At 59.5% G+C, this 26,701-nt stretch carries 23 protein-coding genes; 15 read left to right on the forward strand and 8 right to left on the reverse strand.

The features are described 5' to 3' along the window. Positions 1–3 precede the first annotated feature (3 nt). Positions 4–2,226: a TonB-dependent hemoglobin/transferrin/lactoferrin family receptor gene (locus N2601_RS10780; RefSeq protein WP_260303084.1), complete on the reverse strand. Its 2,223-nt coding sequence runs from the start codon at positions 2,224–2,226 to the stop codon at positions 4–6. Positions 2,227–2,505: 279 nt separating this feature from the next. Here N2601_RS10780 and N2601_RS10785 point away from each other — a divergent pair, with 279 nt between their 5' ends. Beyond that, positions 2,506–3,342, forward strand: coding sequence for an extensin family protein (locus N2601_RS10785; RefSeq protein WP_104823792.1), 837 nt, complete (start codon positions 2,506–2,508; stop codon positions 3,340–3,342). Between the two features lie 56 nt (positions 3,343–3,398). On the opposite strand, the gene N2601_RS10790 is transcribed toward N2601_RS10785, so the two are convergent. Continuing rightward, on the reverse strand, positions 3,399–5,078 hold the full coding sequence (locus N2601_RS10790; RefSeq protein ID WP_260303085.1) for a formate--tetrahydrofolate ligase: 1,680 nt from the start codon (positions 5,076–5,078) through the stop codon (positions 3,399–3,401). 176 nt (positions 5,079–5,254) lie between these two features. Here N2601_RS10790 and N2601_RS10795 point away from each other — a divergent pair, with 176 nt between their 5' ends. Further along, a complete protein-coding gene (locus N2601_RS10795) occupies positions 5,255–5,764 on the forward strand; it encodes a TIGR00645 family protein (protein ID WP_104823794.1) in 510 nt (169 codons plus the stop codon). A gap of 16 nt (positions 5,765–5,780) precedes the next feature. Here the strand turns inward: N2601_RS10795 and N2601_RS10800 are convergent, their stop codons facing one another. After that, the gene (locus N2601_RS10800; RefSeq protein WP_260303086.1) at positions 5,781–6,656 is read right to left on the reverse strand and encodes a COG3904 family protein; all 876 of its coding nucleotides are present in this window, start codon (positions 6,654–6,656) and stop codon (positions 5,781–5,783) included. A gap of 431 nt (positions 6,657–7,087) precedes the next feature. On the opposite strand from N2601_RS10800, the gene N2601_RS10805 reads away from it, so the two are divergent. Next, complete coding sequence (locus N2601_RS10805; protein ID WP_104825163.1) at positions 7,088–7,819, forward strand: helix-turn-helix transcriptional regulator; 732 nt, start codon at positions 7,088–7,090, stop codon at positions 7,817–7,819. Between the two features lie 37 nt (positions 7,820–7,856). Here the strand turns inward: N2601_RS10805 and N2601_RS10810 are convergent, their stop codons facing one another. The 4 genes from N2601_RS10810 to N2601_RS10825 form a co-directional block, all read right to left on the reverse strand. After that, entirely contained in the window at positions 7,857–8,996 is a 1,140-nt protein-coding gene (locus N2601_RS10810) for a DUF2333 family protein (protein WP_104823796.1), read from the reverse strand. 187 nt (positions 8,997–9,183) lie between these two features. Then, positions 9,184–10,206 (reverse strand): hypothetical protein, encoded by a 1,023-nt coding sequence (locus N2601_RS10815; protein ID WP_104823797.1) that lies wholly within the window; start codon positions 10,204–10,206, stop codon positions 9,184–9,186. Between the two features lie 82 nt (positions 10,207–10,288). Continuing rightward, positions 10,289–10,675 (reverse strand): c-type cytochrome, encoded by a 387-nt coding sequence (locus N2601_RS10820; protein WP_104825164.1) that lies wholly within the window; start codon positions 10,673–10,675, stop codon positions 10,289–10,291. Positions 10,676–10,772: 97 nt separating this feature from the next. Next, positions 10,773–11,354, reverse strand: coding sequence for a thymidine kinase (locus N2601_RS10825; RefSeq protein ID WP_104823798.1), 582 nt, complete (start codon positions 11,352–11,354; stop codon positions 10,773–10,775). Positions 11,355–11,588: 234 nt separating this feature from the next. On the opposite strand from N2601_RS10825, the gene N2601_RS10830 reads away from it, so the two are divergent. The 7 genes from N2601_RS10830 (at position 11,589) to ade (ending at position 19,303) form a co-directional block, all read left to right on the forward strand. Continuing rightward, on the forward strand, positions 11,589–12,545 hold the full coding sequence (locus N2601_RS10830; protein ID WP_104823799.1) for a choline ABC transporter substrate-binding protein: 957 nt from the start codon (positions 11,589–11,591) through the stop codon (positions 12,543–12,545). Between the two features lie 166 nt (positions 12,546–12,711). Beyond that, a complete protein-coding gene (choW, locus tag N2601_RS10835) occupies positions 12,712–13,572 on the forward strand; it encodes a choline ABC transporter permease subunit (protein ID WP_245463873.1) in 861 nt (286 codons plus the stop codon). After that, entirely contained in the window at positions 13,569–14,618 is a 1,050-nt protein-coding gene (choV, locus tag N2601_RS10840; RefSeq protein WP_104823800.1) for a choline ABC transporter ATP-binding protein, read from the forward strand. Before choW ends, choV begins: the two co-directional genes overlap by 4 nt. A gap of 40 nt (positions 14,619–14,658) precedes the next feature. Beyond that, the gene (locus N2601_RS10845) at positions 14,659–15,408 is read left to right on the forward strand and encodes a HugZ family pyridoxamine 5'-phosphate oxidase (RefSeq protein ID WP_104823801.1); all 750 of its coding nucleotides are present in this window, start codon (positions 14,659–14,661) and stop codon (positions 15,406–15,408) included. Between the two features lie 118 nt (positions 15,409–15,526). Then, positions 15,527–15,844, forward strand: coding sequence for an ArsR/SmtB family transcription factor (locus N2601_RS10850; RefSeq protein ID WP_028751732.1), 318 nt, complete (start codon positions 15,527–15,529; stop codon positions 15,842–15,844). 339 nt (positions 15,845–16,183) lie between these two features. Next, a complete protein-coding gene (locus N2601_RS10855) occupies positions 16,184–17,512 on the forward strand; it encodes an aspartate aminotransferase family protein (RefSeq protein ID WP_104823802.1) in 1,329 nt (442 codons plus the stop codon). 93 nt (positions 17,513–17,605) lie between these two features. Then, complete coding sequence (gene ade / locus N2601_RS10860) at positions 17,606–19,303, forward strand: adenine deaminase (protein WP_104825166.1); 1,698 nt, start codon at positions 17,606–17,608, stop codon at positions 19,301–19,303. Here the strand turns inward: ade and bglA are convergent, their stop codons facing one another. After that, a complete protein-coding gene (bglA, locus tag N2601_RS10865; RefSeq protein ID WP_104823803.1) occupies positions 19,304–20,950 on the reverse strand; it encodes a beta-galactosidase BglA in 1,647 nt (548 codons plus the stop codon). 293 nt (positions 20,951–21,243) lie between these two features. Between bglA and N2601_RS10870 the strand changes: the two genes are divergently transcribed. The 5 genes from N2601_RS10870 to N2601_RS10890 are packed head-to-tail and all read left to right on the forward strand — an operon-like array spanning position 21,244 to position 26,688. After that, positions 21,244–22,824, forward strand: a complete 1,581-nt coding sequence (locus N2601_RS10870) for a peptide ABC transporter substrate-binding protein (protein WP_104823804.1) — start codon at positions 21,244–21,246, stop codon at positions 22,822–22,824. Positions 22,825–22,874: 50 nt separating this feature from the next. Then, positions 22,875–23,798 carry an ABC transporter permease subunit gene (locus N2601_RS10875; protein ID WP_260303087.1) on the forward strand — a complete coding sequence of 308 codons (924 nt, stop codon included), beginning with the start codon at positions 22,875–22,877 and terminating at the stop codon, positions 23,796–23,798. Further along, on the forward strand, positions 23,795–24,712 hold the full coding sequence (locus tag N2601_RS10880; protein ID WP_104823806.1) for an ABC transporter permease: 918 nt from the start codon (positions 23,795–23,797) through the stop codon (positions 24,710–24,712). The genes N2601_RS10875 and N2601_RS10880 overlap by 4 nt, the downstream gene beginning before the upstream one ends. Before the next feature lies 1 nt (position 24,713). Next, positions 24,714–25,709 carry an ABC transporter ATP-binding protein gene (locus tag N2601_RS10885; RefSeq protein WP_104823807.1) on the forward strand — a complete coding sequence of 332 codons (996 nt, stop codon included), beginning with the start codon at positions 24,714–24,716 and terminating at the stop codon, positions 25,707–25,709. Further along, positions 25,702–26,688 carry an ABC transporter ATP-binding protein gene (locus N2601_RS10890; RefSeq protein ID WP_104823808.1) on the forward strand — a complete coding sequence of 329 codons (987 nt, stop codon included), beginning with the start codon at positions 25,702–25,704 and terminating at the stop codon, positions 26,686–26,688. The genes N2601_RS10885 and N2601_RS10890 overlap by 8 nt, the downstream gene beginning before the upstream one ends. Positions 26,689–26,701: the final 13 nt, after the last annotated feature.

The following is a 26,701-nucleotide window of genomic DNA, read 5'->3' on the forward strand; positions in this document are numbered from 1 at the left end:
CGCTTAGAACTTCTGCGTCAGCGTCAGCTTGAAGGTCCGGCCCGGTTCCGAATAGAATTCGTGCGGCTGGGTCAGGCTGGTCGAAGCGACATTGAGTGCGTCGTAATAGGTCTTGTTGAAGATGTTGTAGACGCCGGCGCGCAGCGTCAGGCCCTTCACCTGCTCCGGCTCCCACCATCCCGTCAGATCGAAGATGCCGTAGCCCGGCGTGCGGAAGCTGTCGCCATCCTTCTTCGGTTCGCTCGTCGCCGTGATGAAGGTCAGGTCGGTTCCCCAGATCTCGGTGGCATAGCCGACGGTGAAGGCAGCCTTGGCCGGAGCGACGGAGTCGAGCCATTCGCCAGTGTCGGAGTCCTTGCCATTGGCATAGGCGAGCGCACCCTTGATATGGATGCCGTTGTCGAACTTCTTGTGCGCATTGACCTCGATGCCGAAGATACGGACATTGGCGCGGTTGAAGTACTCGGTGATCCCCAGCGGATAAGTGCCTGTCGGATCGACGGAGTTCTCGCTGTCGATGAAGTTCTTGTATTTGTTGTAGAACCCGCCGATATGGCCGCCGAAATCATCATCGCCGAGGTTCGCGCCGATTTCGACGCCATTGCTGGTCTCCGGCTTCAGATCGGGATTACCGTAGCTGACATAGCCGCCGGGGACGCCATAGTTCAGGTAGAGTTCGCTAACATTCGGCGCACGGAAACCCATGGCCCATTGCGCATAAAGCTCGACATTGTCTTGCGGCTGGTACGCCGCACGCAGCTTCGGCGAGAAGCGGGTATCGGACTGTCCGGATGGCAGGCTGGTATAGTTGGCGCTGTCGCGATAGGCGTCGGTATTCTTTGGCGAATAGTCGTACCAGTCGAAGCGCAGGCCCGGCGTCAAAGAGAAACCACTGGACCCGATCTCGATCTTGTCGTCGACGAAGGCGCCGACGCGCTTGCCGTCAACATCCGGCATATCAGACTGGTTGGTGTGCAGGAATGCGCAAGTAGCGCGCCAACGGGGAAGATTGCAGCTATCGCCACCGGCCGAATACTGATGCGTCTTGGTGAAGGCGACGTCGAGGCCGAAGGTGACGTTGTGATGCAGGCTGCCGGTGTCGAAAGCCTTCGAGGCATTGCCGTTGAAGCCGATGCTGCGATCCTCGACCTCGTTGCGGCGCCAATAATCGCCGATGACGGAGGTATAGCGATATCCTTCGGCGCCGTTTTCGCGCAGCAAATTCTGCCAGTAAAAAACCGCATTGGCGGTATCGATCAGAGAATCCTTGCTGTCAGCTTCGTATTTGTAGTCGAGCGAAACGCGGTTGCGTTCGATATTGTCGGTCTCATCATAGTTGCCGGGGCGGAAGTTGCCGGTCGGGCTCTGCTTGCTGCGCCAATCGGTGTCTGTGTCCTTATTGAAATGCTCCGCCGTGATGCCGAAGGTGCCGACATCGGTGTATTGGCGGATCTTGAAGAGGCCGTTGCGCTGGTTGTAGTCGGCCGGATCGGCTTCAGTGCGCTTGGTGGAATAGCCGCCAACGTCGCCGTTGTTTTCCAGCTCATGTCCGTGCGTATATCCGGCCTCGAAAAGGACAGCGGTATTGTCGATGCGCTTGGCAACGGCGGCTGACCCGCCGAGGCTGCGGTCGTCGCCATTATAGCCGAGTTTGAAGACGCCGCCCCAGGTGGCGTTGGCGCCGATCAGGTCTTCCGGCTCCAGCGTGCGCAGCACGAAAGCGCCGCCAAGGGCACCGGAACCAGCGCGGCTGGAATCGGAGCCCCGTACGATGTCGACTGTCGAAAGCGTGTTGAAGTCGAAACTGTTGACGCCGCCATCCGCATCACGCGCGCCGTCGAGCAGGAACGGGACTTCGATGCCGTCGATCGTCGTCAACACGCGGTCGTCTTCCAGGCCGCGAATATTGATGCTGCCGCTGGTGCGGTCGAAGCCGACGCCGACCTCAGTACTGCGGCCGAGGTCCTCGATACGGGTGATCTGATTGTCGTCGATCTCCTGAGCTGTCGTCTCGGTGGTCGTCGGCGAGTCGGCGAGCACATCTTTCGACGCTTTCCCCTTGACCACGATCGGCTTCAGCTCCGTTCCGCGATCGCTCTTCGCCGCCGCTTCGCCCGAGGTCGTATCATTTTGATTTGCCGTCTGCGCATAAGAGGCCGTGCCGAGCCCAAAGGCCAGAAACGCCGTGCATGCCAAGAGAACCGAGCGGGATCGCCGGACAACCATAACCATTCCTTTCGAATTGCTTCACCGGGCTGGCTGGTTGGTGCTTCTGACGCACGCAAGGGGCTGGCTGGGTTCATTTTAGTTAACGAAGCGGAGCAATTTCCGCCTTCTTTCTGCCGCATAAAAAACATGACTATAATTGTCAATATATTCAGCCAGAATAATCATGAATAAAATTATCATGTTTTAAGGCAAACCAATAAAGTTGCTGAATTGCAACGAAATCGCTGTATCGAGCGTTTCTCCCGGCGTTGCTATTAGAAATGGGTGAAATACTTGATGCTATTCCGGATCATCTCCGTCACCACCGCCGTCGCCATGTTGACGGCCGCCTCCCTCCCCGAGACCGGCCCGATGCCGCAGCCCAAGCCGGATAGCGAACAAACCCAGGCGCCCAGCGACCTGCCGATACCGGCTCAAAAACCGGAGGCCTCCGAGACTGAACCGCCCAGCGATCTTCCGGTGCCGGCACCGAAACCAGAGGCTTCCGAGACCGAACCACCCGCCAAGGAAATGCAGGGGCCGCCAAAGCCACCGCTGACCATCGCAGCGGAATCGGACGAAGAGCATCAGGCCTGTCTTGGAGAATTGAGTGCCATGGGTGCGGTATTCAAGGACATTCCCCGCATCGATGATGGCAACGGCTGCGGCATCGACAAGCCGATTGCCCTCTCCGAACCATTGCCGGGCATCAAGATGAAACCGGAAGGCACACTGCGCTGCGAGGCCGCCCTGGCACTAGCCCACTGGATGAAGGAAAGCGTGATCCCCGCCGCCGCAATCGCGCTGAAGGACAATGGCCGGATTACAGAGATCAACCAGGCCTCGACCTATATCTGCCGCCTGCGCAACAACGCCACCACCGGCAAGATTTCGGAACATGCACGCGGCAATGCCATCGACATTGCCAGCTTCACCTTCGAAAACGGCAAGATCGTCGGCATCGAGCCTCGCCACGAAGACCCGACGCTGACAGGTGCGTTCCAGCGCAGCGCCAGCGCCTCCGCCTGCCTTTACTTCAGAACCGTCCTCGACCCGGACAGCGATGCCGCGCACGAGACGCATTTCCATCTGGACGTGCTGAAAAGGAACGGCGAGTTCAGATATTGCCACTAAATCTCAGACTTGAGCCGGCCGCGGATTCGCAGACGCAGTTGCACTGGAATCAGAACTTAAAACAATCCCTCGATATACCCCTGATCATTGAGGAAAATCCGTTCTGCTGCCGGTGATTTCGGCAGGCCCGGCATCGTCATGATCTCGCCGGTGATAACGACGACGAAGCCGGCGCCGGCGGAGAGACGCACTTCGCGGACGGGCACAATATGACCTTCCGGCGCGCCGCGGACGTTCGGGTCCGTGGAGAAGGAATATTGCGTCTTCGCCATACAGACGGGCAGATGGCCGTAGCCCTGATCCTCCCAGGAGCGCAGTTGGTCGCGCACGGCCTTGTCGGCGGTCACCTCGCCGGCGTGATAGATCTTCGAGGCGACGATCTCGATCTTTTCAAGCAGGGAGAGATTGTCGGGATAGAGGGGCTGGAATTTCGCCTGGCCGGATTCGGCAAGCTCGACCACCTTATAGGCAAGCTCTTCGATCCCCGCCGATCCCTCGGCCCAGTGGCGGCAGAGGATAGCCTCGGCGCCGAGACGCGCCACATAATTCTTCAGCGCCTCGATCTCCGCATCCGTATCCGAGATGAAGTGATTGATGGCAACAACGACCGGCACGCCGAATTTGCGGACATTGGCGACGTGCCGGCCGAGATTGGCGCAGCCCTTCACCAGGGCTGCGACATTCTCCTGCCCGAGATCGTCCCTCTTCACACCGCCATTCATCTTCAGTGCCCTTACCGTCGCGACGATAACGGCAGCATCCGGAGAAAGGCCGGCCTTACGGCACTTGATGTCGAAGAATTTTTCTGCGCCGAGATCAGCGCCAAAGCCTGCTTCGGTGACGACATAGTCGCAGAGCTTCAGCGCCGTGCGTGTGGCGATCACCGAATTGCAGCCATGGGCGATATTGGCGAAAGGGCCGCCATGCACTAAGGCCGGATTGTTCTCCAGCGTCTGCACCAGGTTCGGCTGCATCGCGTCCTTGAGCAGTACCGCCATTGCCCCATCCGCCTTGAGGTCGCGGGCATAGACCGGCGTACGGTCGCGGCGGTAACCGATGATGATGTTGCCGAGCCGCTTTTCCAGGTCCGTCAGATCGGAAGCCAGGCAGAGGATCGCCATGACTTCTGAGGCGACGGTGATATCGAAACCGCTCTCGCGCGGGAAACCATTGGCGACGCCACCAAGCGAGGTGACGACATCGCGCAGAGCCCGGTCGTTCATGTCCATGGCGCGGCGCCAGGTGATGCGTCGGACATCGATATTCTGTTCGTTGCCCCAATAGATATGATTGTCGATCAGCGCCGCCAAAAGATTGTGCGCCGCAGTGACGGCGTGGAAATCGCCGGTGAAATGCAGGTTGATGTCTTCCATGGGAATGACCTGCGCATAGCCGCCGCCCGCCGCGCCGCCCTTCACGCCGAAGCAAGGTCCGAGCGAGGCCTCACGCACGCAGACGATCGCCTTCTTGCCGATACGGTTGAGGCCGTCGCCGAGGCCAACGGTCGTCGTCGTCTTCCCCTCGCCGGCCGGCGTCGGATTGATGGCGGTGACGAGGATCAGCTTGCCGTCCTTGTTGCCCGCCTTCGAAGCGATGAACTTCGCTCCGATCTTCGCCTTGTCATGCCCGTAAGGCGCGAGATCTTCGGCGGGAATGCCGAGCTTGGCACCGATCTCGACGATCGGCAATTTCTTCGCGGCGCGCGCGATTTCTATATCGGATTTCACCGCTGTCATAACACCCGTTCCCGCCCTGAACATGGAGGCATTCACCCTGCCGGGATAGCCCAATAAATATCGACTGTGAATAGCCGCAGATTGCAGTCCTTTCCGAAACCATGCTGCCTTGCAGCAAAGCACTGGCAGACCTATTTTCGCGGGCGAGCTGTAAAGCGAATGGAAAAGGATAAGGCATGAAGTCCCTGGAATTACTGGTCGAGCGCATCATTCTCTCCAGCCGTTGGATTCTGGTGGTCTTCTATCTCGGCCTTGCGGCTGCGCTCGCCATCTATGGCGTCTCGTTCGGCTACAAATTCCTGAAGGTCGCCGCCGGCGTCTTTGAGTATGACGAGGCGGATATGATTCTCGCCATTCTCGGCCTGATCGATGCCGCACTGGTGGCCAGCCTCATCGTCATGGTGATGATTTCCGGCTACGAAAATTTCGTCAGCCGCTTCGACGAGGCCGACGACGAAGTCTCCTTTCTCGGCAAGCTCGATTCCGGCAGCCTGAAGATCAAGGTCGCCTCTTCCATCGTCGCCATTTCGTCGATCCACTTGCTGCAGATATTTCTCAATGCCACCCAATATGAGAACGGCAAACTGATGTGGCTGACGATCATGCACCTCGCCTTCGTCGTCTCGGCGCTTCTGCTCGGCTATCTCGAAAAGATCATGGCAAAGGCCAAAGGCAAGGACGCCTGAGGCCAAAAAAGCGCTGTTATTCGCCGACGGCTGCCGGGGCACTCGAGGCGGCCGGCGGGGCAGCACACTCCGCAATCGATTGGTTGCTCTTACAGTCCCTTGCGGCAACGAGTTGGTCGGCAGCGGCAAGCTCCGTCGTCAATCGCAGCTTCAGTGCATCCATCTGCGCGATGAGATGGATCGAACTCGGCCGAGTGCCGAGCATCAGGCCGACAAGCGATTTATCAACGCCCATCTCATTCAGAAAACCGACGAGCCTCGCCGTCTGTTTCCGATCGAGCTTGGTCGTATCGTGCTTGCCGACGAATTTGCGCCCCACCTCCCGTGTGGACAGGACCTTTCGCTTGCCATTCACCAATTCATATTCCGTGCGGTATTGGACGCGCACCTCGCTGTAGGTGGTGGTGATCTGATGAACGCCAAGGAGCGCGAAGGGGCTGGAGACACGCTCGGTGCCGCCGGCAAAAAACAGCGGGCACGCCGAAAAGCAGATGGCGCCGAGGGAAAAAGTCTCGCCCCTGATGGAGCCATCCTTTGCGCGGGCAGCCGAACAGATCGGCTCGGCATAGGAGCAATCGCGCGAACGCGTCCTGCCGACAGCAATCGCAAGTTTCTGCTTACGAATGACGTAGGCCATCTCCATGGCCGCCCGAACATCACCGCCCGGCGAGCTGACGATGATCGGCAATTTCCTGCCGCCGAGGCGTTTCAGCAGCCTTTGCAATTTCTTCGGCGAATCCGCCATGATCTGCCCTTCGGCGGAGATCCAGTCCGGGCAGTTATTATTGGCGCGGCACCAGGCCATGTCACCATGCACCAGAATGAAGTCCATGGATTGCCCGGCGCCAGCGCCGGCAGCCTCAGCAGGCGTGAAGGAAGGCAACAGAAGCAAAACGGTTGCCAGGAGCCACAAGGCCCTTTGGCAACGCCGAGCGACATGCTGCGGGAACAAACGGAAGATCATAAACTAGAAGCCTGGAAGCGATTGCTATGAAAGACCGATAGCAATCGCTTTTGACCTTCGCAAGGCAAGCCTTGATGGCCGTCCGTCGGCCCTCGCCCATGGCCGATCGGCCGACATTGCCGCCTGTCATTTCCGGACGTGAGCGACGCTCACACCTGTGCAGCAGTGGAGAAGTCAAGGCAGCAAGATTTTTGCTCGAAAATGTCACTTTTCGGAAAAGTAATACAAATCAGAACTTTACCATATTAAGACATATGAAAATGGAATTATTTCTGAATGGTGTCGCAAATTTGTCTCTAGCATTCGCCCGGAAATCCGGTATTTGATACCGATAACACGCTATGGGCGCCTATATCCAAATGTCCTATATCATCACCGCCGAGAGACAATTATTGCTTTCCGCCGAGTTGGCAACGGCCCGCACACAGACGGCTTTTGCACAGGCTTTGGAGCGTGCGAGTTCCGCTTTCGGTTTCAGCCACGTAGCCCTCATGAACGCTCCGGCTTCGGAAGATTCCATGCTGGCGCCGCTTGTCGTCGAAGGCTCGCTGCCGCCGCAGTTTCTGCGTGATTTCGATCGTTACCAGTTGCTCCGCCGCTGCTCCATGTTGATGCGTGCGCGGGACTCTGTCATGCCGCGCCCGTGGCACCTGCTGGAAAAGGGCGCCGTCCAGGACATGGACCTGCCGCGCGAGCTGCGCACACTCTTCACCAACCACAATTGTACGATGGGCATCGTTATTCCCATCAATTCCTCTGACGGACAGCGCCTCGTCTTCTGGTTCATGGGCAATCGCAGCAGTCTTGGGCAGAGCGAGCTCAACGAGCTCACCATGATCATGCTGCAAGGGCTCGACACCTACAATTGCATCAAGCGCAACGACGGTTCCGTGCCGCATATGCTTTCCGCCAGGGAGCTGGAAGTGGTTCGCTGGACGGCGCAGGGCAAAACTTCAGTCGAGATCGGCCAAATTCTTTCCCTCTCCGATCACACGGTCAACGCCTATATGACCAATGCGATCCGGAAGCTCGATTGCGTTAATCGCACGCAGCTGGTCGCCAAGGCCATCCGATTAAAGCTCATTAGCTAGTCGTTTTACCAAATTCCACTAACGACCGCCTTGCCCTTTAACGGCCACCGAGAACGGTGCGCATCTCCACCAGATTCGAGCGCACACGCAGGATGTAGAATCCCATGGTCGCGAGATGGCTCGGCATGATCCAGCCGTCTTCGCGCCCGTTCGAAATGATCGCCGGCTGGATCCGCAAGGCGGCTTGCAACTGCTTCATGGTGCCGGTCCAGAGCGTACCAAGATTGCGCTCGGCGATGACCTGCTGGAAATCGGCGCCAACGGCGCTCAGGATGCCGTAATAGCCATAGAGCTGACCGTAGGCGAACCAGAAACGGTCATCGGCGCGCATGTCAAACCAGCCGTAATTGTGGTTCTCCGATCGCTCCGCCAGAATGTCCGAGGTACTGCCGAGATCGTTGGCGACGCGATCGATGAATTGCAGGAGGTTGTCGGCGCGGCTGTCGAACACGGCATTACAGGTACCGAGATCGTTGTTGAACTTGCGCAGGCTGCCGATTGCCGCGCGATAATAGCTCGGTGTGGGCGTCTTCGGACCAAAGGGACGCATGCCGAAATACCAGCTCGTTTCGTCGAATTGCAGATTGCCACGCGCGCTCTGCAGATCGCTGTTGATGCCGGATGTGCCGCGCACGCGGCCGAGCGTATCGACCAGTTCTACCGAAGTGCGCCGCACCGCCTGGTTCACGCCGCGCTGAAACGCCGCCTTGTTGTCGAGGAAAGGCGTGTCATCCCAGCTCATGCCGAAGAACCCCAGCTTGTAGAGCAGCATCGAGGAGATCCAGGCATTCTGGTTGACGTTGAAATCGGTGAGGTCAGCGGTAACGTCGACGATCGCGGAGGTCTGGCAGGTCTTCGGCGTATTCGCGACGGCCTGCTGTCCATTCACGGCCGGCAGTTCCTGCCCTGCCCCGACCTTGCGGTCTGAAAACTTGTAGACGTCAGGATAATTGGCATCGAAGCCGCTCCAGGCCTGCGTCTGCCAGATAAAATAGATGTAGAGCGTCCCGATCAGCGCCAGGAAGACGGCAATCGGCAGCTTGATCAGCCAATTGCGCTGCCGGTACCAGCCGTGAGCGGCGAGGAAAGGCCAGAGTATCCAAACGACGAGAAGCCCCAGGCCGCGTGCAATGGCGCGGCCGATCCGCTTGAAGAACGCGGCGATCGAATCAAGCATGAACCTCTCCTTTGCTGCGCCGCGCGTCCCTTGGACAAGCATGGGACGCAGGACACCTTGAGCCTGCACGTGCATGAAAATCGCTCTGGATTTTCATGCATGTGGAGGCATGTCGCTATTCTCGCTCAAGCAGATATGTGTTCCCAAGGGAGACAGCAACCGGCTGTTGTCATTTTTCAATCAATGATCAGGTCTCCGGCTCGGTCTCAGCCGACGACTCGACGACAGCCGCAGGGGCGGCCAGCAGATGCGGCTCCAGCCGCCGCGTAAAGACGTCATCGGCGCGAGCCTTGCGCGCAGCGAGATCATGCCCCGCAAGCACGTTCGCCTCGAAGGCCGCGATCAGAGCGGCAACCCTGGCTGGCCTTTCGGTGGCCGGCAACGGCGGCACAGCTTCCGATATCACCGCGTTCAGCAAGGCAATCCGCTGCTCGATGTCGATGGCAAGCTTGCCCGCCATCGCATTGACGGCGGCGATTTTTACGTTGAGGACATTCGCCAGTTCCTCGTAGATATCGATCAGCCGCTGTAGCGCTGTCCGCCCCGGCTGCAATGCCCGCTCCTGCTCATGAAGAGCATCCTGCTCGGCGACCAACCTGCTATACTCCGCCTCCAATTCCGATCGTGAAGCGACATCGCGAGCGCTGGAAATGCTGCTGCGCCGGTCGAAAATTCTTGGAATAAAAGCATCCGCTTGGCGCTGCACTTCTTCTATCTCGAAATCAATATGCTGCCGCCGCTCGATGATCCGCACGAGATGCGCCTCGCAATCGCGGAAGGACCGAACCAGCGCCGGTCGGGCGGTCTTGAACTGCGTATCGAGCGACGCTGACGCTGCAAGGGCCGCATCGAGATCGGCCGCGATCGACGCCGGCTCGGCACGGCCCTGGCCCATCCGGCGCCCGAGCAGCCCCGACGTATCGATCCCGGCCTTCTCATCGAACAGCCGCCGGTGTTGCAAATCCGCGGCCGCGGTCAATAAATCGAGTTGCTTCACCAGCGACAGCGCCAGGGTTTTCCAGCGATCGAGCAACTCGATCGTCTCGCGTACCAGCGCCTCTTCCACCGGGAAATTGATGGCATCGAAACGTCCATTGCCCTTGGCATTGCGGCCGAGCCCGGCATTGGCCGCATCCATGCCCTTGATCGCGTCCTCAAGCATCGCGCGGGCCTTGTCGATTTCGCCGTCGAAGGAGTGGGCCTTGACCATGAAAGCGTCTCTCAATTGCCGTTGCCAGCGAGACTAACCGCTTATATGCGCAAAGAAAATGCCCCGAGCGTGCAAGCCAGCCTCAGTGTGCGACAGCCGGGCTCTTCAAATAGGCGATCAGATTGTCCAGATCCTTGTCACTCTTCAAACCGGGGAAAGTCATCTTCGTGCCCTTCACCAGGAATTGCGGACTGGGCAGATATTTTCTGAGCAGCGCCTCGTCCCAGACCTTGCCGTCGGCACCGAACGCCTTCATCGCCGGCGAATAGCTGTAATCGGGGATGGTGGCGACGGGACGACCGACGACGCCCATCAGCGACGGCCCGACATGGTTCTCATGTTCGGTTGCCGTGTGGCAGACGGCGCACTTCTTGAAGACTGCCGCACCGGCAACTGCATCCCCATCGGCAAGCGCGGCCGAAGCGGAAAAAAGAACGGCGGCCACGGCCGTCAGACAGCGCAACTTCATGATTCCTCCACCATCGGATGTCTGGACGTATTCCCGACAGCCGCGACCATAGAGAAATTCGCCGCCGCCTGCCGGATGACGCAATGCCGCGGGCACTTCACTCCCCGGCCATGGCCTCTTCCCAGTGACGGCGGCAGAGAGAAACATATTTGTCGCTGCCGCCGATCTCGATCTGCGCCCCCTCATGCACCACCCTGCCCTGTCCGTCGAGGCGCACCAGCATCGTCGCCTTGCGGCTGCAGTGGCAGATCGTCCGCACCTCGCGCATCTCGTCGGCAATCGTCAAAAGTTCCTGCGAGCCCGGAAACAGCTTGCCTTGGAAATCCGTGCGCAGCCCGTAAGCCATGACGGGCACGCCGAGGCGATCGACGATGTGGGCAAGCTGCCAAACCTGCTCGCGCGAGAGGAACTGCGCCTCGTCGACGAAGACGCAGGCAAGCGCTTCCTCGGCGTGCAGATTGTCCGCCATCGCAAAGAGATCGTCCGTTTGATCGAAAGGTGTGGCGGCCATCTCCAGGCCGATGCGCGAGGCGATCTTGCCGCGACCGGCGCGGTCATCCAGGGCGGCGATAAAGGCAACGGTCCGCATGCCGCGTTCTTGATAATTATAGGCCGCCTGCAGCAGCATGGTCGACTTGCCGGCGTTCATCGTTGAATAGTGGAAGTAAAGCTTGGCCATGATATTCTCCTTGAGCGTCTCATGGGTTTTCCATCGCCGGAAGGAAAGACGCCTTTGGCGAAAACCACAGGAATTGCGGGCTTAGGTGGAACAAGATCGCCTCGGCAACACACGGCTGAAAAAAACGTAAGGGAGTCGCAATCAGCCCCCGCAAACCGGCGCAAATACAATGAGGTCGCTTGAAAATGTCAGTTATTGGTGGTTGCTTGGGAACGTTAGACTGGGAGTCACACAATGATAAAAATGACTTTAACCGCATTTGCCTTCGCCTCAGCTCTTTCCGCGCTGACGCTGGGTGCAACCACCGCATCCGCCGCTGAGCCGGCAAGCTGTGGCACCGTACATTTCGCCGATGTGGGCTGGACCGACATCACCTCCACCACGGCGACGGCCTCCGTCCTCCTGAAGGCGCTCGGCTACGACACCGACGTCAAAGTGCTCGCCGTGCCGGTGACCTATCAGTCGTTGAAGAACAAGGACATCGACGTGTTCCTCGGCAACTGGATGCCCTCCATGGCCGAGAACATCAAACCGTTTGCCGCCGACAAGTCGGTCGAAACCGTTCGCCCCAATCTCGAAGGTGCGAAATACACGCTTGCGACGAACGCAAAGGGCGCGGAGCTCGGTATCAAGGATTTCAAGGATATCGCCACGCACAAGGATGATCTCGACGGCAAGATCTACGGCATCGAGCCGGGCAATGACGGCAATCGCCTGGTTATCGACATGGTCGACAAGAACACCTTCGGCCTCAAGGGCTTCGAAGTGGTCGAGTCCTCCGAACAGGGCATGCTTGCCCAGGTTTCGCGGGCCGACAAGGAAGGCAAGCCGATCGTCTTCCTCGGCTGGGCTCCCCACCCGATGAACACGACCTACAAAATGACCTACCTCACGGGCGGTGACGACATCTTCGGACCGAACTTCGGCGGCGCAACCGTCTATACCAACGTCCGCGCAGGCTATCTGCAGGAATGCCCGAATGTCGGCACCTTCGTTAAAAACCTCGTCTTCTCGCTGCCGATGGAAAACGAGATCATGGGCAAGATCCTGAATGACGGCAAGGAGCCGGAGGCGGCTGCCACGGAATGGCTGAAGGCTAATCCGACCGCGGTTACTCCCTGGCTCGCTGGCGTCACCGCCAAGGACGGCAGTGATGGGCAGGCGGCAATCAAGTCCAAGCTCGGCCTTTGACATCCGGGGACAAGGGGCGGCTCAACCGCCCCTTTCTCTTCCGTGAACGAGACTGCTTCCCTCCTATTGCGTCACACATCGGGCAGCGACCCGCATGGCGCCATAGGCCGTTATTCTCCGGCGGCCCTATCCGGAATTATTTGAGACGCCCGGAATCGCCGCCCCAATGGTGGGCAAAGACGTGAACTGGTTAAACGATTACCGCATCCCTATCGGTCCATGGGCCAAGGCCTTCGTGGATTGGCTGACGAGCAATTTCATATGGTTCTTCGACGGCCTTTCCTTCGTTGCCTCGCATGGGATCAAAGGACTTTTGTTCCTCTTGCAGGCACCGCATCCGCTGGTCGTTGTGATCATTTTCGCGGCCGTTGCCTACTGGCTGCGCCGGAGCATTCCGGTCACGATCCTGACCCTGGTCGGCCTGTTGATCACCATCAACCAGGGTTACTGGAAGGAGACGACCGAGACGCTTGCGCTGGTGCTGGCCTCCACTTTCGTCTGTATGCTCGTCGGCGTCCCCCTCGGCATCGCCGCCGCTCGCCGTCCATGGCTCTACGCCTTCATGCGACCGGTCCTCGACCTGATGCAGACTATCCCGACCTTCGTCTATCTGGTGCCGGCGATGATTCTGCTCGGCCTCGGCATGGTACCGGGCCTGATCGCCACCGTCGTCTTCGCCATTCCCGCATCGATCCGTATGACCCGCCTCGGCATCATCTCGACGCCGCCCTCTCTCGTCGAAGCAGCCGAAGCCTTCGGTGCGACACCGCGACAGGTGCTGCGCAAGGTCGAGGTGCCCTTTGCCACGCCACAGATCATGGCCGGCTTGACGCAGACGATCATGCTCTCGCTCTCGATGGTCTCCATCGCTGCCCTCGTCGGCGCGCCTGGCCTCGGCGTCCCGGTACTGCGCGCATTGAACAGCGTCAACGTCGCCAAGAGCTTTGATTCCGGCTCCTGCATCGTCATCCTGGCGATCATTCTCGACCGCATGTTCCGTGCCCCCGGCGAAGGAGAAAAATCATGACCACCGCCGTCGGCTTCAAAAATGTCAGCATCATCTTCGGCGATCGTCCCGAGACAGCGCTGAAACTTGCCGATGCCGGCAAGTCGCGCGACGAGATCGGCAAGGCGACCGGCCTGGTGCTCGGCGTCGCCAACGCCTCGCTCGAGATCGAGGAAGGCGAAATCCTCGTGCTCATGGGCCTCTCCGGCTCAGGCAAGTCGACGCTCCTGCGCGCGGTCAACGGCCTGGCGCCGGTCGTGCGCGGCGATGTCATTGTCAATAGCAAGACCGGACCGGTCAATCCGTATAGCTGTAACCCCAAGGCGCTGCGCGACCTGCGCATGCATACCGTTTCGATGGTGTTCCAGCAGTTCGCGTTGCTGCCCTGGCGTACCGTCGCCGATAATGTCGGCTTCGGACTGGAGCTGGCCGGTGTGCCCGAGGCTGAGCGCAAGAAGCGCGTCGACGAGCAGTTGCAACTCGTCAACCTGACTCAATGGGCAAACCGCAAGGTCAACGAGCTCTCTGGCGGCATGCAGCAGCGCGTCGGCCTCGCCCGTGCGTTTGCAACCGGCGCGCCGATCCTGCTCATGGACGAGCCGTTCTCTGCGCTCGATCCGCTGATCCGCACCCGCCTGCAGGACGAACTTCTGGAATTCCAGCGCCGTCTGAAGCGGACGATCCTCTTCGTCAGCCACGATCTCGACGAGGCCTTCCGCATCGGCAACCGCATCGCCATCATGGAGAGCGGACGGATCATCCAGTGCGGCACGCCGCAGGAAATCGTCAAGAACCCCGCCGATCAATATGTCGCTGACTTCGTGCAGCACATGAACCCGATCAGCATGTTGACCGCCCGCGACGTCATGCAACAGGGTCTCGGCCACTCCGCAGCAGGCGGCTCGGTCACTGCCACCGCAACGGCCACAACGCCGCTCGTCGATATCCTCGACGCGCTGACGCATCAGCCCGGCAATATCGGCGTCGTTGACAACGGCGTGATTATCGGGACGATTTCCGCCCAGGATGTCGTGGCTGGCCTCACCAGCCACCGGCGGAGAGAGTAGTCTATCCTCATGCTCTCTCCTGCCCTGCGAGAGAGCGACTATGAACGATAAACCGTCCGTATTGCGGGAAACCGATGACGAGGCGCGCAAGCAGGCACGTATCCTGCTGCGCGCCGCTCGTTATGCGGCCATGGCCGTCATCGATCCGGAAACAGGCTTCCCTTCCGTCAGCCGCGTACTGACCGGCACGGATATCGACGGCGTGCCCGTCATTCTCGTCTCCGGCCTTTCAGCCCATACCAAGGCGCTGGCGAGAGATCCCCGCGCCTCGCTTCTCTTCGGGGAACCAGGCAAAGGCGACCCGCTCGCCCATCCGCGCCTCAGCGTTCAATGCAACGCCGAACGCGTCGATCGCGAAAACCGTCTGTACGGACGCATTCGTTCGCGCTTTCTCGCCCGGTACCCCAAGGCAAAGCTTTATGCCGATTTTGCCGATTTCTGCTTTTTCCGCCTCATACCGCTTACCGCCAGTCTTAATGGCGGTTTTGGAAAAGCATATGTCCTGCCCGGGAACGATCTGATGATTCTCTCGACGGCTAGCGAGATGATTGCTGAACAGGCAGATGCGATAGTGCGAGAATTACTAGCCCACTACCCTTGTATCATTACAACTATAGTGGAGAGGTTGAGAGGATCGGGCGGTAAAAATTGGCGTATTTGTGGCTTAGATATGGCAGGAATCGACCTAATTCGGGGAGATGAGACGCTAAGATGGGAATTTGACCCACCATTGTCGGAGTTGCAGGGCACTCATACATACATATCTAAAATAGCATACTCGATACCTTAAATTTAGGTATATACAATCTTTGGCCTATATTGGTATTGTTACTTATCGGATTAATTCCCCGATTAGAAAAATACCCCCGCAATTTCTGATGTACGCTCCGCATTAGGAAGATTAAAAGATGAAGACAAGAAATTTGGCCGAACACTCCAACGTGGCGGCAGCATTATTATCTGCTATGGCGAACCCGAAGCGCCTTATGATTCTTTGCAGCCTGGTCAAAGGGGAAGTTCCGGTTGGCGTATTGGCCAATCAGGTGGGGCTCAGCCAATCTGCACTCTCCCAGCATCTTTCGAAGCTGCGCGCCCAGAAGCTGGTGAAGACCCGCCGCGATGCTCAAACGATTTACTACTCCAGTACTTCAGACTCGGTCATTCGGGTTCTGGAAACGCTGGAAGACATTTATTGTGAACCGGAAAAAAGTAGATCGGCTGCTTAATAGCCAAAACTGGCTCTAGGTATGTCGAGGCAAGATCTCTAAGGAAAAGATAATTTCCGACCCTTAAGATCAAGCCCCCTTTCATCACCACATATATAACTGATTTGGCTGGCAAATTTCCCAATTTGCCAGCCTTTTCGCGTTTAGCGGCTTATCCTCGGCGGTTCGCGACACAGTGGAGGAGACCGGGCCAAAGCGAAACCGCCCCTCGTCATCCCCTGTCCCCTACCTTTGTCTTGACGTCAGGGGGCCGACTGATAATTTGACCGGGCAGTAAATAATCACGCGGTTTCGCACCGCGATCGGGAAATGGCCCCCGAATGGCCATTGGAGAACAGCATGTCCGACCGTTTGAATGCCACCCCCAACGATTTGCGCGCCTTCTGGATGCCGTTTACGGCCAATCGTCAGTTCAAGAAGGAGCCGCGCCTCTTCGTTAGCGCCAAGGATATGTACTATACGACCCATGACGGTCGGCAGGTGCTGGACGGAACTGCGGGTCTGTGGTGCGTGAATGCCGGCCACTGCCGGCCGAAGATCACCGAAGCCATTCGCCAGCAGGCGGGCGAACTCGACTATGCGCCGGCCTTCCAGCTCGGCCATCCCAAGGCTTTCGAGCTGGCAAACCGGCTGGTGGACATTGCGCCGGAGGGCATGAACCATGTTCTCTATACCAATTCAGGTTCTGAATCCGTCGAAACCGCGCTCAAGGTGGCGCTCGCCTACCATCGCGTGAAGGGCAACGGCTCCCGTTTCCGCCTCATCGGCCGCGAGCGCGGCTATCATGGCGTCAATTTCGGTGGCATCTCCGTGGGCGGCATCGTCTCCAACCGCAAGATGTTTGGCACGCTGCTAACCGGCGTCGACCACATGCCCCACACGCATCTTCCCGGCAAGAATGCCTTCACCCGCGGCGAGCCCGAGCATGGCGGCGATATCGCCAGCGAGCTGGAGCGCATCGTCACCCTGCACGACGCCTCCACGATCGCCGCCGTCATCGTTGAGCCGGTCGCCGGCTCCACCGGCGTGCTGATCCCGCCGAAGGGTTATCTGCAGAAGCTGCGTGAAATCTGCACCAAGCACGGCATCCTGCTGATCTTCGATGAAGTCATCACCGGTTTCGGCCGCCTCGGCACCCCCTTCGCCGCGCAATATTACGACGTGAAGCCGGACATGATCACGACCGCAAAGGGCCTGACGAATGGCGTTATCCCGATGGGCGCAGTCTTCGTGACCTCGGAAATCCACGACGCCTTCATGCAGGGACCCGAGCACATGATCGAGTTCTTCCATGGCTACACCTATTCCGGCAACCCGATCGCCTCTGCCGCGGCTCTTGCGACGCTCGATACCTACAAAGAAGAGGGCCTGCTGACACGCGCTGCCGAACTTTCGGACTACTGGGCTGACGCCCTGCACTCCCTGAAGGACTGCCCTGGTGTCATCGACATCAGAAACACCGGCCTCATCGGCGCCATCGAGCTCGACCCCATCGCCGGCGAACCCACCAAGCGTGCCTTCACCGCCTTCCTGAAGGCCTACGAAAAAGGCCTGCTGATCCGCACCACCGGCGACATCATCGCACTCTCCCCACCACTGATCATCGAAAAGCACCATATCGACGAACTCTTCGGCAAGCTCAGGGATATCTTGCAGAATAATATCTGAGGCATAAGCTCGAACAAAACTGCGCCCCTCACGCCTCCTTTTGCTTCAGCAGAAGAGCCGGCATGAGGGGCGATCCATATGCGAGGGATGACCATGACCACCAAACTCGAACGCTATATCGACCAGGGCGTCGGCCGGCAGCCTGCCGACATCGTGCTAAAAAACGGCCGGTTCTTCGACTTGGTGACGGGCGAGCTGGTTGCCTCGGACATCGCCATCTGCGGCGATCGTATCGTCGGCACCTGCGGCGGCTATCAGGGCCGCGAGGAGATCGACATCTCCGGCCGGATCGTCGTTCCGGGCTTCATCGATACGCATCTGCATATCGAATCCTCGCTGGTGACGCCGCATGAGTACGATCGCTGTGTCCTGCCCTATGGCGTGACTACCGCCATCTGCGATCCGCATGAGATCGCCAATGTGCTCGGCACGGAAGGCATCCAGTATTTTCTGGAGTCCTCGCTGGAGACCATCATGGACATCCGCGTCCAGCTCTCCTCCTGCGTGCCGGCGACGCATCTGGAAACGTCAGGCGCCGACCTGCCGATCGAGAAGCTCCTGCCCTTCCGCGACCATCCGAAGGTCATCGGCCTAGCGGAATTCATGAACTTCCCCGGTGTCGTGCATAAGGACCCCGTCTGCATGGCCAAGCTCGAGGCTTTCCAGGGCGGCCATATCGACGGCCATGCGCCGCTGCTGCGCGGCAACGACCTCAATGGCTATCTCGCCGCCGGCATCCGCACCGAGCATGAATGCACCACCGCCGAGGAAGCGCTCGAAAAGATCCGCAAAGGCATGCATATCCTCGTGCGCGAGGGTTCGGTCTCCAAGGACCTGCATGCCCTGATGCCGATCCTGACCGAACGCCTGTCGCCTTACCTTGCGCTTTGCACCGATGACCGCAATCCGCTCGACATCGCCGAACAGGGCCATCTCGATTATATGATCCGCACCGCCATTGCCCACGGCGTCGAGCCGCTGGCGATTTATCGCGCAGCCTCCATCTCGGCTGCCCGCGCCTTCGGCCTGCGCGACCGCGGCCTGGTGGCGCCCGGTTGGCGCGCCGATCTGGTCGTCATCGACAGTCTGGAGAACTGCAAGGCGGAGATCGTCTTCTCCGCGGGCCGGCGCGTCACCGCGGAGCTTTTCGCCCACCGCAAGCCCATCGCCCCGGTCGGCCTCGATAGCGTCAAAGCGCCCCCGATCAATGCCGCCGATTTCGGCGTGCCGGTGACCGAGGGCGAAAGTTCCGTGATCGGCGTCACCCCAGGAAAGATCATCACGCAGCATCGCCGGTATCGCCTGCCAGTCAAAGGCAACCAGACCGACCTCGACCTCGGCAATGATGTGATCAAGGTCGCCGTCATCGAGCGGCATGGCAAGAACGGCAATCATGCCAATGGTTTCGTTCAGGGCTTCGGCCTGAAGAAGGGTGCCATCGCCTCGACGGTCGGTCACGACAGCCACAATATTTGTGTCGTCGGCGTCAATGAAGACGATATGGCCCGCGCCGCTAATCGTCTTAGCGAGATCAACGGCGGCTTCGTCGTCGTCGAAAATGGCGTCGTCACCGGCGAAATCGCCCTGCCCGTCGCCGGCCTGATGAGCCTTGAACCCTATGAAAGCGTTCGCGACACCTTGCATCACTTGCGTCAGGCAGCTTACGCCCTCGGCGCGACGCTGGAAGAGCCCTTCCTACAGCTCGCCTTTCTGCCGCTGCCGGTCATCCCGCATCTGAAGATCTCGGACCGGGGCCTTGTCGATGTCGACAAGTTTATGCTGATTGGGTGATCACCCCACCTGGCAGCAGAACACATCCAACGCCGCGAGTGTCACCACCTCGCTGGCGTTGGCGGTCGCAAAGCCCGGCATCGGCACAGCTTTCGCCACCTTGATCCCCTTTGGCAGAGCAACCTTTACGGGCTTGCGAGACAGGTTGAAGACAAAAAGCAGTGTTTCGTCGCCCTTCTTGCGCGTAAAAGCGAAGACGTCCTCCTTGGTATCGAGGAAGACCATGTCGCCATCGACCAGCGCTGCATGCCGCTTTCGGAAGGCCAGGGTCTCGCGATAGTGGTGAAGAACGGACTGCGCATCCGCCTCCTGCTTGTCGACGGCAAGTGCTGCGTGCTGATAAGGCACCGGCAGCCATGATTTGTCTGCCGTGGTAAAGCCTGTGTGCGCCCGGCCCGCCTCCCAGGGCATCGGCGTGCGGCATCCGTCGCGGCCCTTGAAGGCCGGCCAGAAGCGAATGCCGTAGGGGTCCCGAAGATCCTCGAACGCGAGTTCCGCCTCGGGCAGGCCCAATTCCTCACCCTGATAGAGGCAGATCGAGCCACGCAAGGTGGACAGCAAGGAAATCGCCAATTTGGCGACACGCGGTTGCTCGGCCTCCGTTTCGGCAAACCGGCTGACATGACGGTTTACGTCGTGGTTGGAGAAAGCCCAACAAACCCAGCCGTCGGCGACGTTTTCCTGGAAATCGCCGACGCAGCGGCGGAAATGTTCCGGTGTGAAATCCGGTCCGAGCAGATCGAAAGTATAGCACATGTGCAGCTTGTCGCCGCCGCTGGTATAGGCGGCGACCGTCTGCAGCGAGCGGGCGCCGTCGCCGACTTCACCGACGGTCGTGCGCCCTTCATACTGATCAAGCAGCTTGCGGAAGCGCTTCAGGAAGCCGATGTTTTCCGGCTGCGTCTTGTCATGGAGATGGTTCTGCATGCCATAGGGATTGCTTTCCGGCGCATCCAGTCCGCCAATGGCAACCGCGGCCGGCGGGTTGTCCCGCAGCTTCTTGTCGCAGAAATAGTAGTTCACCGTATCCAACCGGAAGCCGTCAACACCGCGATCGAGCCAGAACTTGACCGCCGCAAGCACGGCATCCTGGACTTCGCTATTGTGGAAATTCAAGTCCGGCTGCGAGGTCAGAAAATTGTGCTGGTAGTATTGCCGACGCACGCCGTCCCATTCCCAACCAGGCCCGCCGAAGATCGACAGCCAGTTGTTCGGCGCCGTGCCATCCGGCTTCGGATCGGCCCAGACATACCAGTCGGCTTTGGGATTGTTGCGGCTTGCCCGGCTCTCGACGAACCAGGGATGGCGATCCGACGTATGCGAGATGACCTGATCGATGATGACCTTGAGGCCGAGCGCATGCGCTGATGTCATCATCTCGTCGAAGTCGGCGAGCGTGCCGAAGATCGGATCGACGTCGCAATAGTCGGCGACGTCGTAACCCATATCGGCCATCGGAGAGGTGAAGAAGGGAGCCAGCCAAATGGCGTCGACGCCGAGTGAGGCAATATGCGGCAGGCGGCGAGTGATGCCCTTGATATCACCGAGCCCATTAGCGTCGGTATCCTGAAACGACCGCGGATAGACCTGATAGATCACCGCACCACGCCACCAATCGGCTCCCGCCGCTTTGTCCGTTGATTTCATGAAACAATCCGCCTCGATTTCCGCTCACCCTTCAGATTGCACACTAAGCCTTGGGCGGCAAGCGGCAAACCAGATGAAGGATGAACCGGGGATTGAACGCGCAAAAATTCGTGAAGTGATTTCGGAAAATTGCCAGTGTAGATATTCACAGCCTCAAGCCGCCGCTCGCTTTAGGACTTGAAAGCGACGTTGCATCGGATAACTTGCGACATTGACCTGCACGTACAGGTCACCTGCGGGATAAAAATAGCCTTAAAAACAAGGCCCATAGCTCCAGAAAGGTGGGGAAAGATATGACTCATTTCAGCAAGAAGTTCATCGTGTCGGCGTTCGTCGGCACGTTGTTAAGCGTCTCTGCACATGCGGCGACCCTAAATATCCACAACGGCGGCGACCCGACGTCGCTCGACCCGCAAAAAATTTCCGGCGACTGGGAAAACCGTATCGATGGCGATATTTTCGAAGGCCTGGTGACGGAAGATCCTAAGGACAACCCGATCCCCGGCCAGGCAGCAAGCTGGACCATTTCCCCCGATCAGAAGGTCTATACCTTCAAGCTGCGTGACGGCATCAAATGGTCCGATGGCCAGCCGGTAACGGCTCAGGACTTCGTCTTTGCCTTCCAGCGCCTGATGGACCCGAAAACCGCCGCCCAATATGCCTACCTGCAATATACGATCCTGAATGCGGAAAAGATCAACAAGGGTGAAATCAAGGATCTCAGCCAGCTCGGCGTCAAGGCAATCGATGACAAGACACTGGAAATCACTCTTGAAAATCCGACGCCTTACTTCCTCAACGCGTTGATGCACTACACGGCCTATCCGCTGCCGAAGCATGTCGTGGAATCCAAGGGCGACGAATGGGTCAAGATCGGCAACATCGTCACCAACGGCCCCTACAAGCCCACCGAATGGGTGCCCGGTTCGCATGTCAGCATGGTCAAGAGTGACCAGTATTACGACGCCAAGGACATCAAGATCGACAACGTCAACTATTACACGCTGGAAGATCAGGCCGCTGCCCTGAAGCGCTATCGCGCCGGCGAATTCGATATCCTCACCTCTTTCCCCGCCGACCAGTTTGATTGGATCCAGAAGAACCTTCCTGGCCAGGCGCATGTGGTTCCGTTCCTCGGCACCTACTATTACGTGCTGAACGCCACCAAGCCGCCTTTCAACGACAAGCGCGTCCGCCAGGCCCTCTCCATGGCCGTCAACCGCGAAGTCATCGGCCCGAAGATTCTCGGCACCGGCGAGCTGCCGATGTATTCCTGGGTACCGCCGGGCACGGCCAATTACGGCGAGCCGGCCTATGTGAGCTGGAAGGATGAGCCTTACAAGCAGAAGGTCGAAGAGGCCAAGAAGCTGCTCAAGGACGCCGGCTTCGGCCCTGACCATCCGCTGAAAGCGCAGCTTCGCTACAACACCAATGATAACCACAAGCGCATCGCCGTTGCGATCGCCGCCATGTGGAAGCCGCTCGGCGTCGATATCGAGCTCTACAACACCGAAACCAAGGTGCATTATGATGAAATGCAGCGCGGTCAGGTGGAAATCGGCCGCGCCGGCTGGCTCGCCGACTACAACGATCCCATCAACTTCCTGAACCTGCTCTCAACCGGTGTCGAAATGAACTATGGCCGCTGGAGCAATCCGGATTACGATGCGCTGATCAAGCGGGGCAACGAACAGACCGACCTGAAGAAGCGCGCCGAAATCTACAAGAAGGCCGAGCAGCTCGCGCTCGACGACAGCGCTGCCATCCCGATCTACTACTACGTCTCCCAAAACATCGTCGCCCCGAAGGTCCAGGGCTTCGTCGATAATATCCAGGACATCCATCGCACTCGCTGGCTGTCGATCAAAGAATAATTGGGAACAGGCCCCTTCCCAGATAAACCGGGAGGGGGCCGTCTAAGACCATGTTTGGCTACGCTCTCCGTCGTTTGCTGTCGACAATCCCCGTCCTGTGGATTGCCGTGACAGTGTGTTTTTTCATTCTGCGCCTCGCTCCCGGCGGCCCCTTCGATGGCGAAAGGCCATTGCCGCCGGAAGTCAAAGCCAACCTCGCGGCTCACTACAACCTCGACAAGCCTCTGGTTGAGCAATATCTGATCTATGTCGGCGACGTCATGAAGGGCGATCTAGGCCCCTCTTTCGCTAACCAGGACTTCACCGTCACCCAGCAGATCATGTCCGGCTTTCCCTATACGCTGACAATCGGCGGCGCCGCCTTCGTTCTTGCAACGATCATCGGCGTGGTTGTCGGCTGTCTTGGGGCGCTCTATCAGAACCGGAGCGCCGACTACTGGCTGGGCGGAGGACTGCTCATCGGCCTTGTGATGCCAAGCTTCCTCATCGCCCCGATCCTGCAGCTCGTCTTCGGCAATACGCTTGGCTGGCTGCCGGTCGGCGGTTGGGGCAATGGCTCGATCAGGTTCCTGATCCTTCCGGTCATCGTTCTGACATTGCCGCATGCGGCACGCATTTCGCGCCTAATGCGCGGCTCGATGATCGAGGTGATGAGCCAGAACTTTATCCGTACCGCCAAGGCTAAGGGCATAGGCCCACGGCTCACCGTTATTCGGCACGCCTTGAAGCCCGCCTTGATGCCCGTCGTGTCCTATCTCGGACCCGCAGCAAGCTATCTGCTTACCGGCTCGCTGGTGGTAGAAAGCATTTTCGGCCTTCCCGGCGTCGGCCGCTACTTCGTCGGCGCGGCGCTGAACCGCGACTACGGCATGGTTCTTGGCACGGTCATTTTCTACATGGTCCTGATCGTGGTCCTCAATCTGCTGGTCGATATCGCCTATGCCTGGCTCGACCCGAAAGTGAGAATGCGATGATCCTCAATTCCGCCAAGAGAGAATTGCTGGAAGCGGAATTGCTTTCGGCAGAGGGGCTTGCACCCAAGGGGCGCTCCCTCACCGGCGATGCGATGCGTCGCCTGCTCCGCAACAAGGCTGCCGCGCTGTCGCTGATCGTGCTGGCAGTGCTGGTTCTGGTTGCCATATTCGGCCCGTATTTCCTGCCCTTCAACTATGAAGATCCGGATTGGACCTCCTTCCGCGGCCCTCCGGACTTCGCCGCCGGCCACTATTTCGGCACCGACGGCAACGGCCGCGACCTGCTTGCCCGCACGCTCTACGGCACGCGCGTCTCGCTGACCGTCGCCCTGGTGGCAACCCTCGTCTCGGTTGTTATCGGTGTGCTTTATGGCGCCGTCGCCGGCTATTTCGGCGGTCGTGTCGATGCGATCATGATGCGCTTCGTCGACATCATGTACGCCCTCCCCTACGTCCTCTTCGTCATCCTGCTGATGGTGATCTTCGGCCGCAACGTCTATCTGCTGTTTGCGGCGATCGGGGCGCTCGAATGGCTCACTATGGCTCGCATCGTGCGTGGTCAGACGCTCTCCATCAAGCAGCGGGAATTCATCGAAGCGGCGCGGGCCTCCGGCCAGCGATCGTTCAAGATCATTCTCAAGCACATCGTTCCGAACCTCGTCGGGCCGGTCGTCATCTACGCGACGCTCACCATTCCCGAGATCATCGCCACGGAGAGCTTCCTGTCCTATCTGGGCTTCGGCGTGCAGGAACCGCTGACCTCGCTCGGCACGCTGATCGCCGAGGGCTCCGCCGGCATGGAGACCACGCCCTGGCTATTGTTCTTCCCCGCCGGCTTTCTTGTCGCCCTGCTGATGAGCCTGCTCTTCATCGGCGATGGCCTACGCGACGCTTTCGATCCGAAGGATCGCTGACATGACAGATACGCTTCTCGAACTCAAAGACTACTCCATCACCTTCCGTACACCGGAAGGCGAAGTGGCCGCCGTCTCGAAGATGAACCTGACGATCGGCCGTGGCGAGCGCATCGCCATCGTCGGCGAATCCGGCTCCGGCAAGAGCCAGACCTTCCTCGGCCTGATGGGCCTACTCGCCAAGAACGGCCGCACCAGCGGCCAAGCGCTTTTGGATGGCAAGGACCTCCTGACGCTGAAGCCACGCGAACTCGACCATGTGCGCGGCAAGGACATGGCCATGGTCTTCCAGGACCCGATGACCGCCCTCAACCCCTCGCTACGGATCTCACGGCAATTGACCGAGCAGCTCGAAGTCCATGGCGGGCTTTCGGCGCGCGCGGCGTCTGCCGCAGCACTGGACATGCTGAAGCGCGTCGGCATCCCTGACCCGACGCGACGCTTCAATCTCTATCCGCACGAACTCTCGGGCGGCATGCGCCAGCGCATCGTCATCGCCATGGCGCTGCTCACCAAGCCGAAGCTCCTGATCGCCGACGAGCCGACGACGGCGCTCGACGTCACCATCCAGGCGCAGATCCTCGATCTCTTCAACGAGCTGACCGCGGAAATGAACACGGCGCTGGTGATGATCACCCACGATCTCGGCGTCGTGGCTGGCCTCGCCGATCGCGTCGCCGTCATGTATGCCGGCCGTATCGTCGAGGAGGCACCGGTCGAAGAGCTCTTCGAAAATCCAGCCCATCCCTATACCGCGGCGCTGCACGCCTCCATCCCGCGGCCGGATCAGGATGTCGACGATCTCGCCGTCATACCCGGCCGGCCGCCGAACCTGATGCATCTGCCGCGCGGCTGTTCTTTCTCGCCGCGCTGCGCCCATGTGCAGGACGACTGCCTGGACGCGCCGCCGCCGCTCGACCGGCTTGCGCCGCAACGCTGCGCCGCCTGCTTCCATCCCCTCTCTGCCCAGCAGGAACGGAGCCTCATCCATGGCTGAACACACGCTTCTGAAGGTCGAGCACCTGACCACCGAATTCGAGCTGCCATCGAAATCTCTCTTCAAACCGCCGTTGGTCCTGACGGCGGTCAATGATGTCAGCTTCGAGCTGAAGACCGGGCGCACGCTTGGCATCGTCGGCGAATCCGGGTGCGGCAAGTCGACACTCGGCCGTTCCATCCTGCGGCTGATCAAGGCGCAGAAGGGCCGCATCATGTGGCAAGGCGGAAACCTGCTGGATCTTTCCGAAGAGGAAATGCGTGCCGCCCGCCGCGACATGCAAATCATCTTCCAGGATCCGATCGCCTCCCTCGACCCGCGCATGACGGTCGGCGACATCATCGCCGAGCCGCTGACCGTATTCGAGCCGAAGCTGACAAAGGCGCAGCGGCAGGAGCGCGTCCGCGAGATCATGGCGGCGGTCGGGCTCGTGCCGGAAATGATCAATCGCTACCCGCATGAGTTCTCCGGCGGCCAAGCGCAGCGCATCGGCATTGCCCGCGCAGTCGTGACGCGGCCGAAGCTGATCGTCTGCGATGAACCGGTCTCGGCCCTCGACGTATCGATCCAGGGTCAGGTGATCACGCTGTTGCGCAAGCTGCGCAAGGAGTTCGGCCTGACGCTGATCTTCATCAGCCATGACCTCTCCGTCGTGCGGCTGATCTCAGACGACGTGCTGGTGCTTTACCTTGGCAAGGTGGTGGAAGCGGGCGACGCCGCCACCGTCTTCGACCATCCAGCCCATCCCTATACACAGGCCTTGTTCTCCGCCGCACCCATCCCCGACCCGAAGCGGGCGCGCGGGCGCGAGCGTATCCGCCTGCAGGGCGACCCGCCCTCGCCGCTCAATCCACCAGCCGGCTGCGTCTTCTCGCCACGCTGCTGGAAGGCGACGGATATTTGCAGGACCAAGATGCCGCCGACTGAGCAAGTTCGCCCCGGCCAGACCGCGGCGTGCTATCATATGGACAGGCCATAAGGCTCAAAAGGTG

Origin of the sequence: Rhizobium sp. CB3060 (assembly GCF_025200735.1) — a bacterium.
Classification (GTDB): Bacteria; Pseudomonadota; Alphaproteobacteria; order Rhizobiales; family Rhizobiaceae; genus Rhizobium.

Coding starts and splice junctions, on each gene's coding strand:
- N2601_RS10780 (WP_260303084.1), bottom strand. CDS start 2,226: ATGGTTGTCCGGCGATCCCGCTCGGTTCTCTTGGCATGCACGGCGTTT.
- N2601_RS10785 (WP_104823792.1), top strand. CDS start 2,506: ATGCTATTCCGGATCATCTCCGTCACCACCGCCGTCGCCATGTTGACG.
- N2601_RS10790 (WP_260303085.1), bottom strand. CDS start 5,078: ATGACAGCGGTGAAATCCGATATAGAAATCGCGCGCGCCGCGAAGAAA.
- N2601_RS10795 (WP_104823794.1), top strand. CDS start 5,255: ATGAAGTCCCTGGAATTACTGGTCGAGCGCATCATTCTCTCCAGCCGT.
- N2601_RS10805 (WP_104825163.1), top strand. CDS start 7,088: ATGTCCTATATCATCACCGCCGAGAGACAATTATTGCTTTCCGCCGAG.
- N2601_RS10810 (WP_104823796.1), bottom strand. CDS start 8,996: ATGCTTGATTCGATCGCCGCGTTCTTCAAGCGGATCGGCCGCGCCATT.
- N2601_RS10815 (WP_104823797.1), bottom strand. CDS start 10,206: ATGGTCAAGGCCCACTCCTTCGACGGCGAAATCGACAAGGCCCGCGCG.
- N2601_RS10820 (WP_104825164.1), bottom strand. CDS start 10,675: ATGAAGTTGCGCTGTCTGACGGCCGTGGCCGCCGTTCTTTTTTCCGCT.
- N2601_RS10825 (WP_104823798.1), bottom strand. CDS start 11,354: ATGGCCAAGCTTTACTTCCACTATTCAACGATGAACGCCGGCAAGTCG.
- N2601_RS10830 (WP_104823799.1), top strand. CDS start 11,589: ATGATAAAAATGACTTTAACCGCATTTGCCTTCGCCTCAGCTCTTTCC.
- choW (WP_245463873.1), top strand. CDS start 12,712: ATGGTGGGCAAAGACGTGAACTGGTTAAACGATTACCGCATCCCTATC.
- choV (WP_104823800.1), top strand. CDS start 13,569: ATGACCACCGCCGTCGGCTTCAAAAATGTCAGCATCATCTTCGGCGAT.
- N2601_RS10845 (WP_104823801.1), top strand. CDS start 14,659: ATGAACGATAAACCGTCCGTATTGCGGGAAACCGATGACGAGGCGCGC.
- N2601_RS10850 (WP_028751732.1), top strand. CDS start 15,527: ATGAAGACAAGAAATTTGGCCGAACACTCCAACGTGGCGGCAGCATTA.
- N2601_RS10855 (WP_104823802.1), top strand. CDS start 16,184: ATGTCCGACCGTTTGAATGCCACCCCCAACGATTTGCGCGCCTTCTGG.
- ade (WP_104825166.1), top strand. CDS start 17,606: ATGACCACCAAACTCGAACGCTATATCGACCAGGGCGTCGGCCGGCAG.
- bglA (WP_104823803.1), bottom strand. CDS start 20,950: ATGAAATCAACGGACAAAGCGGCGGGAGCCGATTGGTGGCGTGGTGCG.
- N2601_RS10870 (WP_104823804.1), top strand. CDS start 21,244: ATGACTCATTTCAGCAAGAAGTTCATCGTGTCGGCGTTCGTCGGCACG.
- N2601_RS10875 (WP_260303087.1), top strand. CDS start 22,875: ATGTTTGGCTACGCTCTCCGTCGTTTGCTGTCGACAATCCCCGTCCTG.
- N2601_RS10880 (WP_104823806.1), top strand. CDS start 23,795: ATGATCCTCAATTCCGCCAAGAGAGAATTGCTGGAAGCGGAATTGCTT.
- N2601_RS10885 (WP_104823807.1), top strand. CDS start 24,714: ATGACAGATACGCTTCTCGAACTCAAAGACTACTCCATCACCTTCCGT.
- N2601_RS10890 (WP_104823808.1), top strand. CDS start 25,702: ATGGCTGAACACACGCTTCTGAAGGTCGAGCACCTGACCACCGAATTC.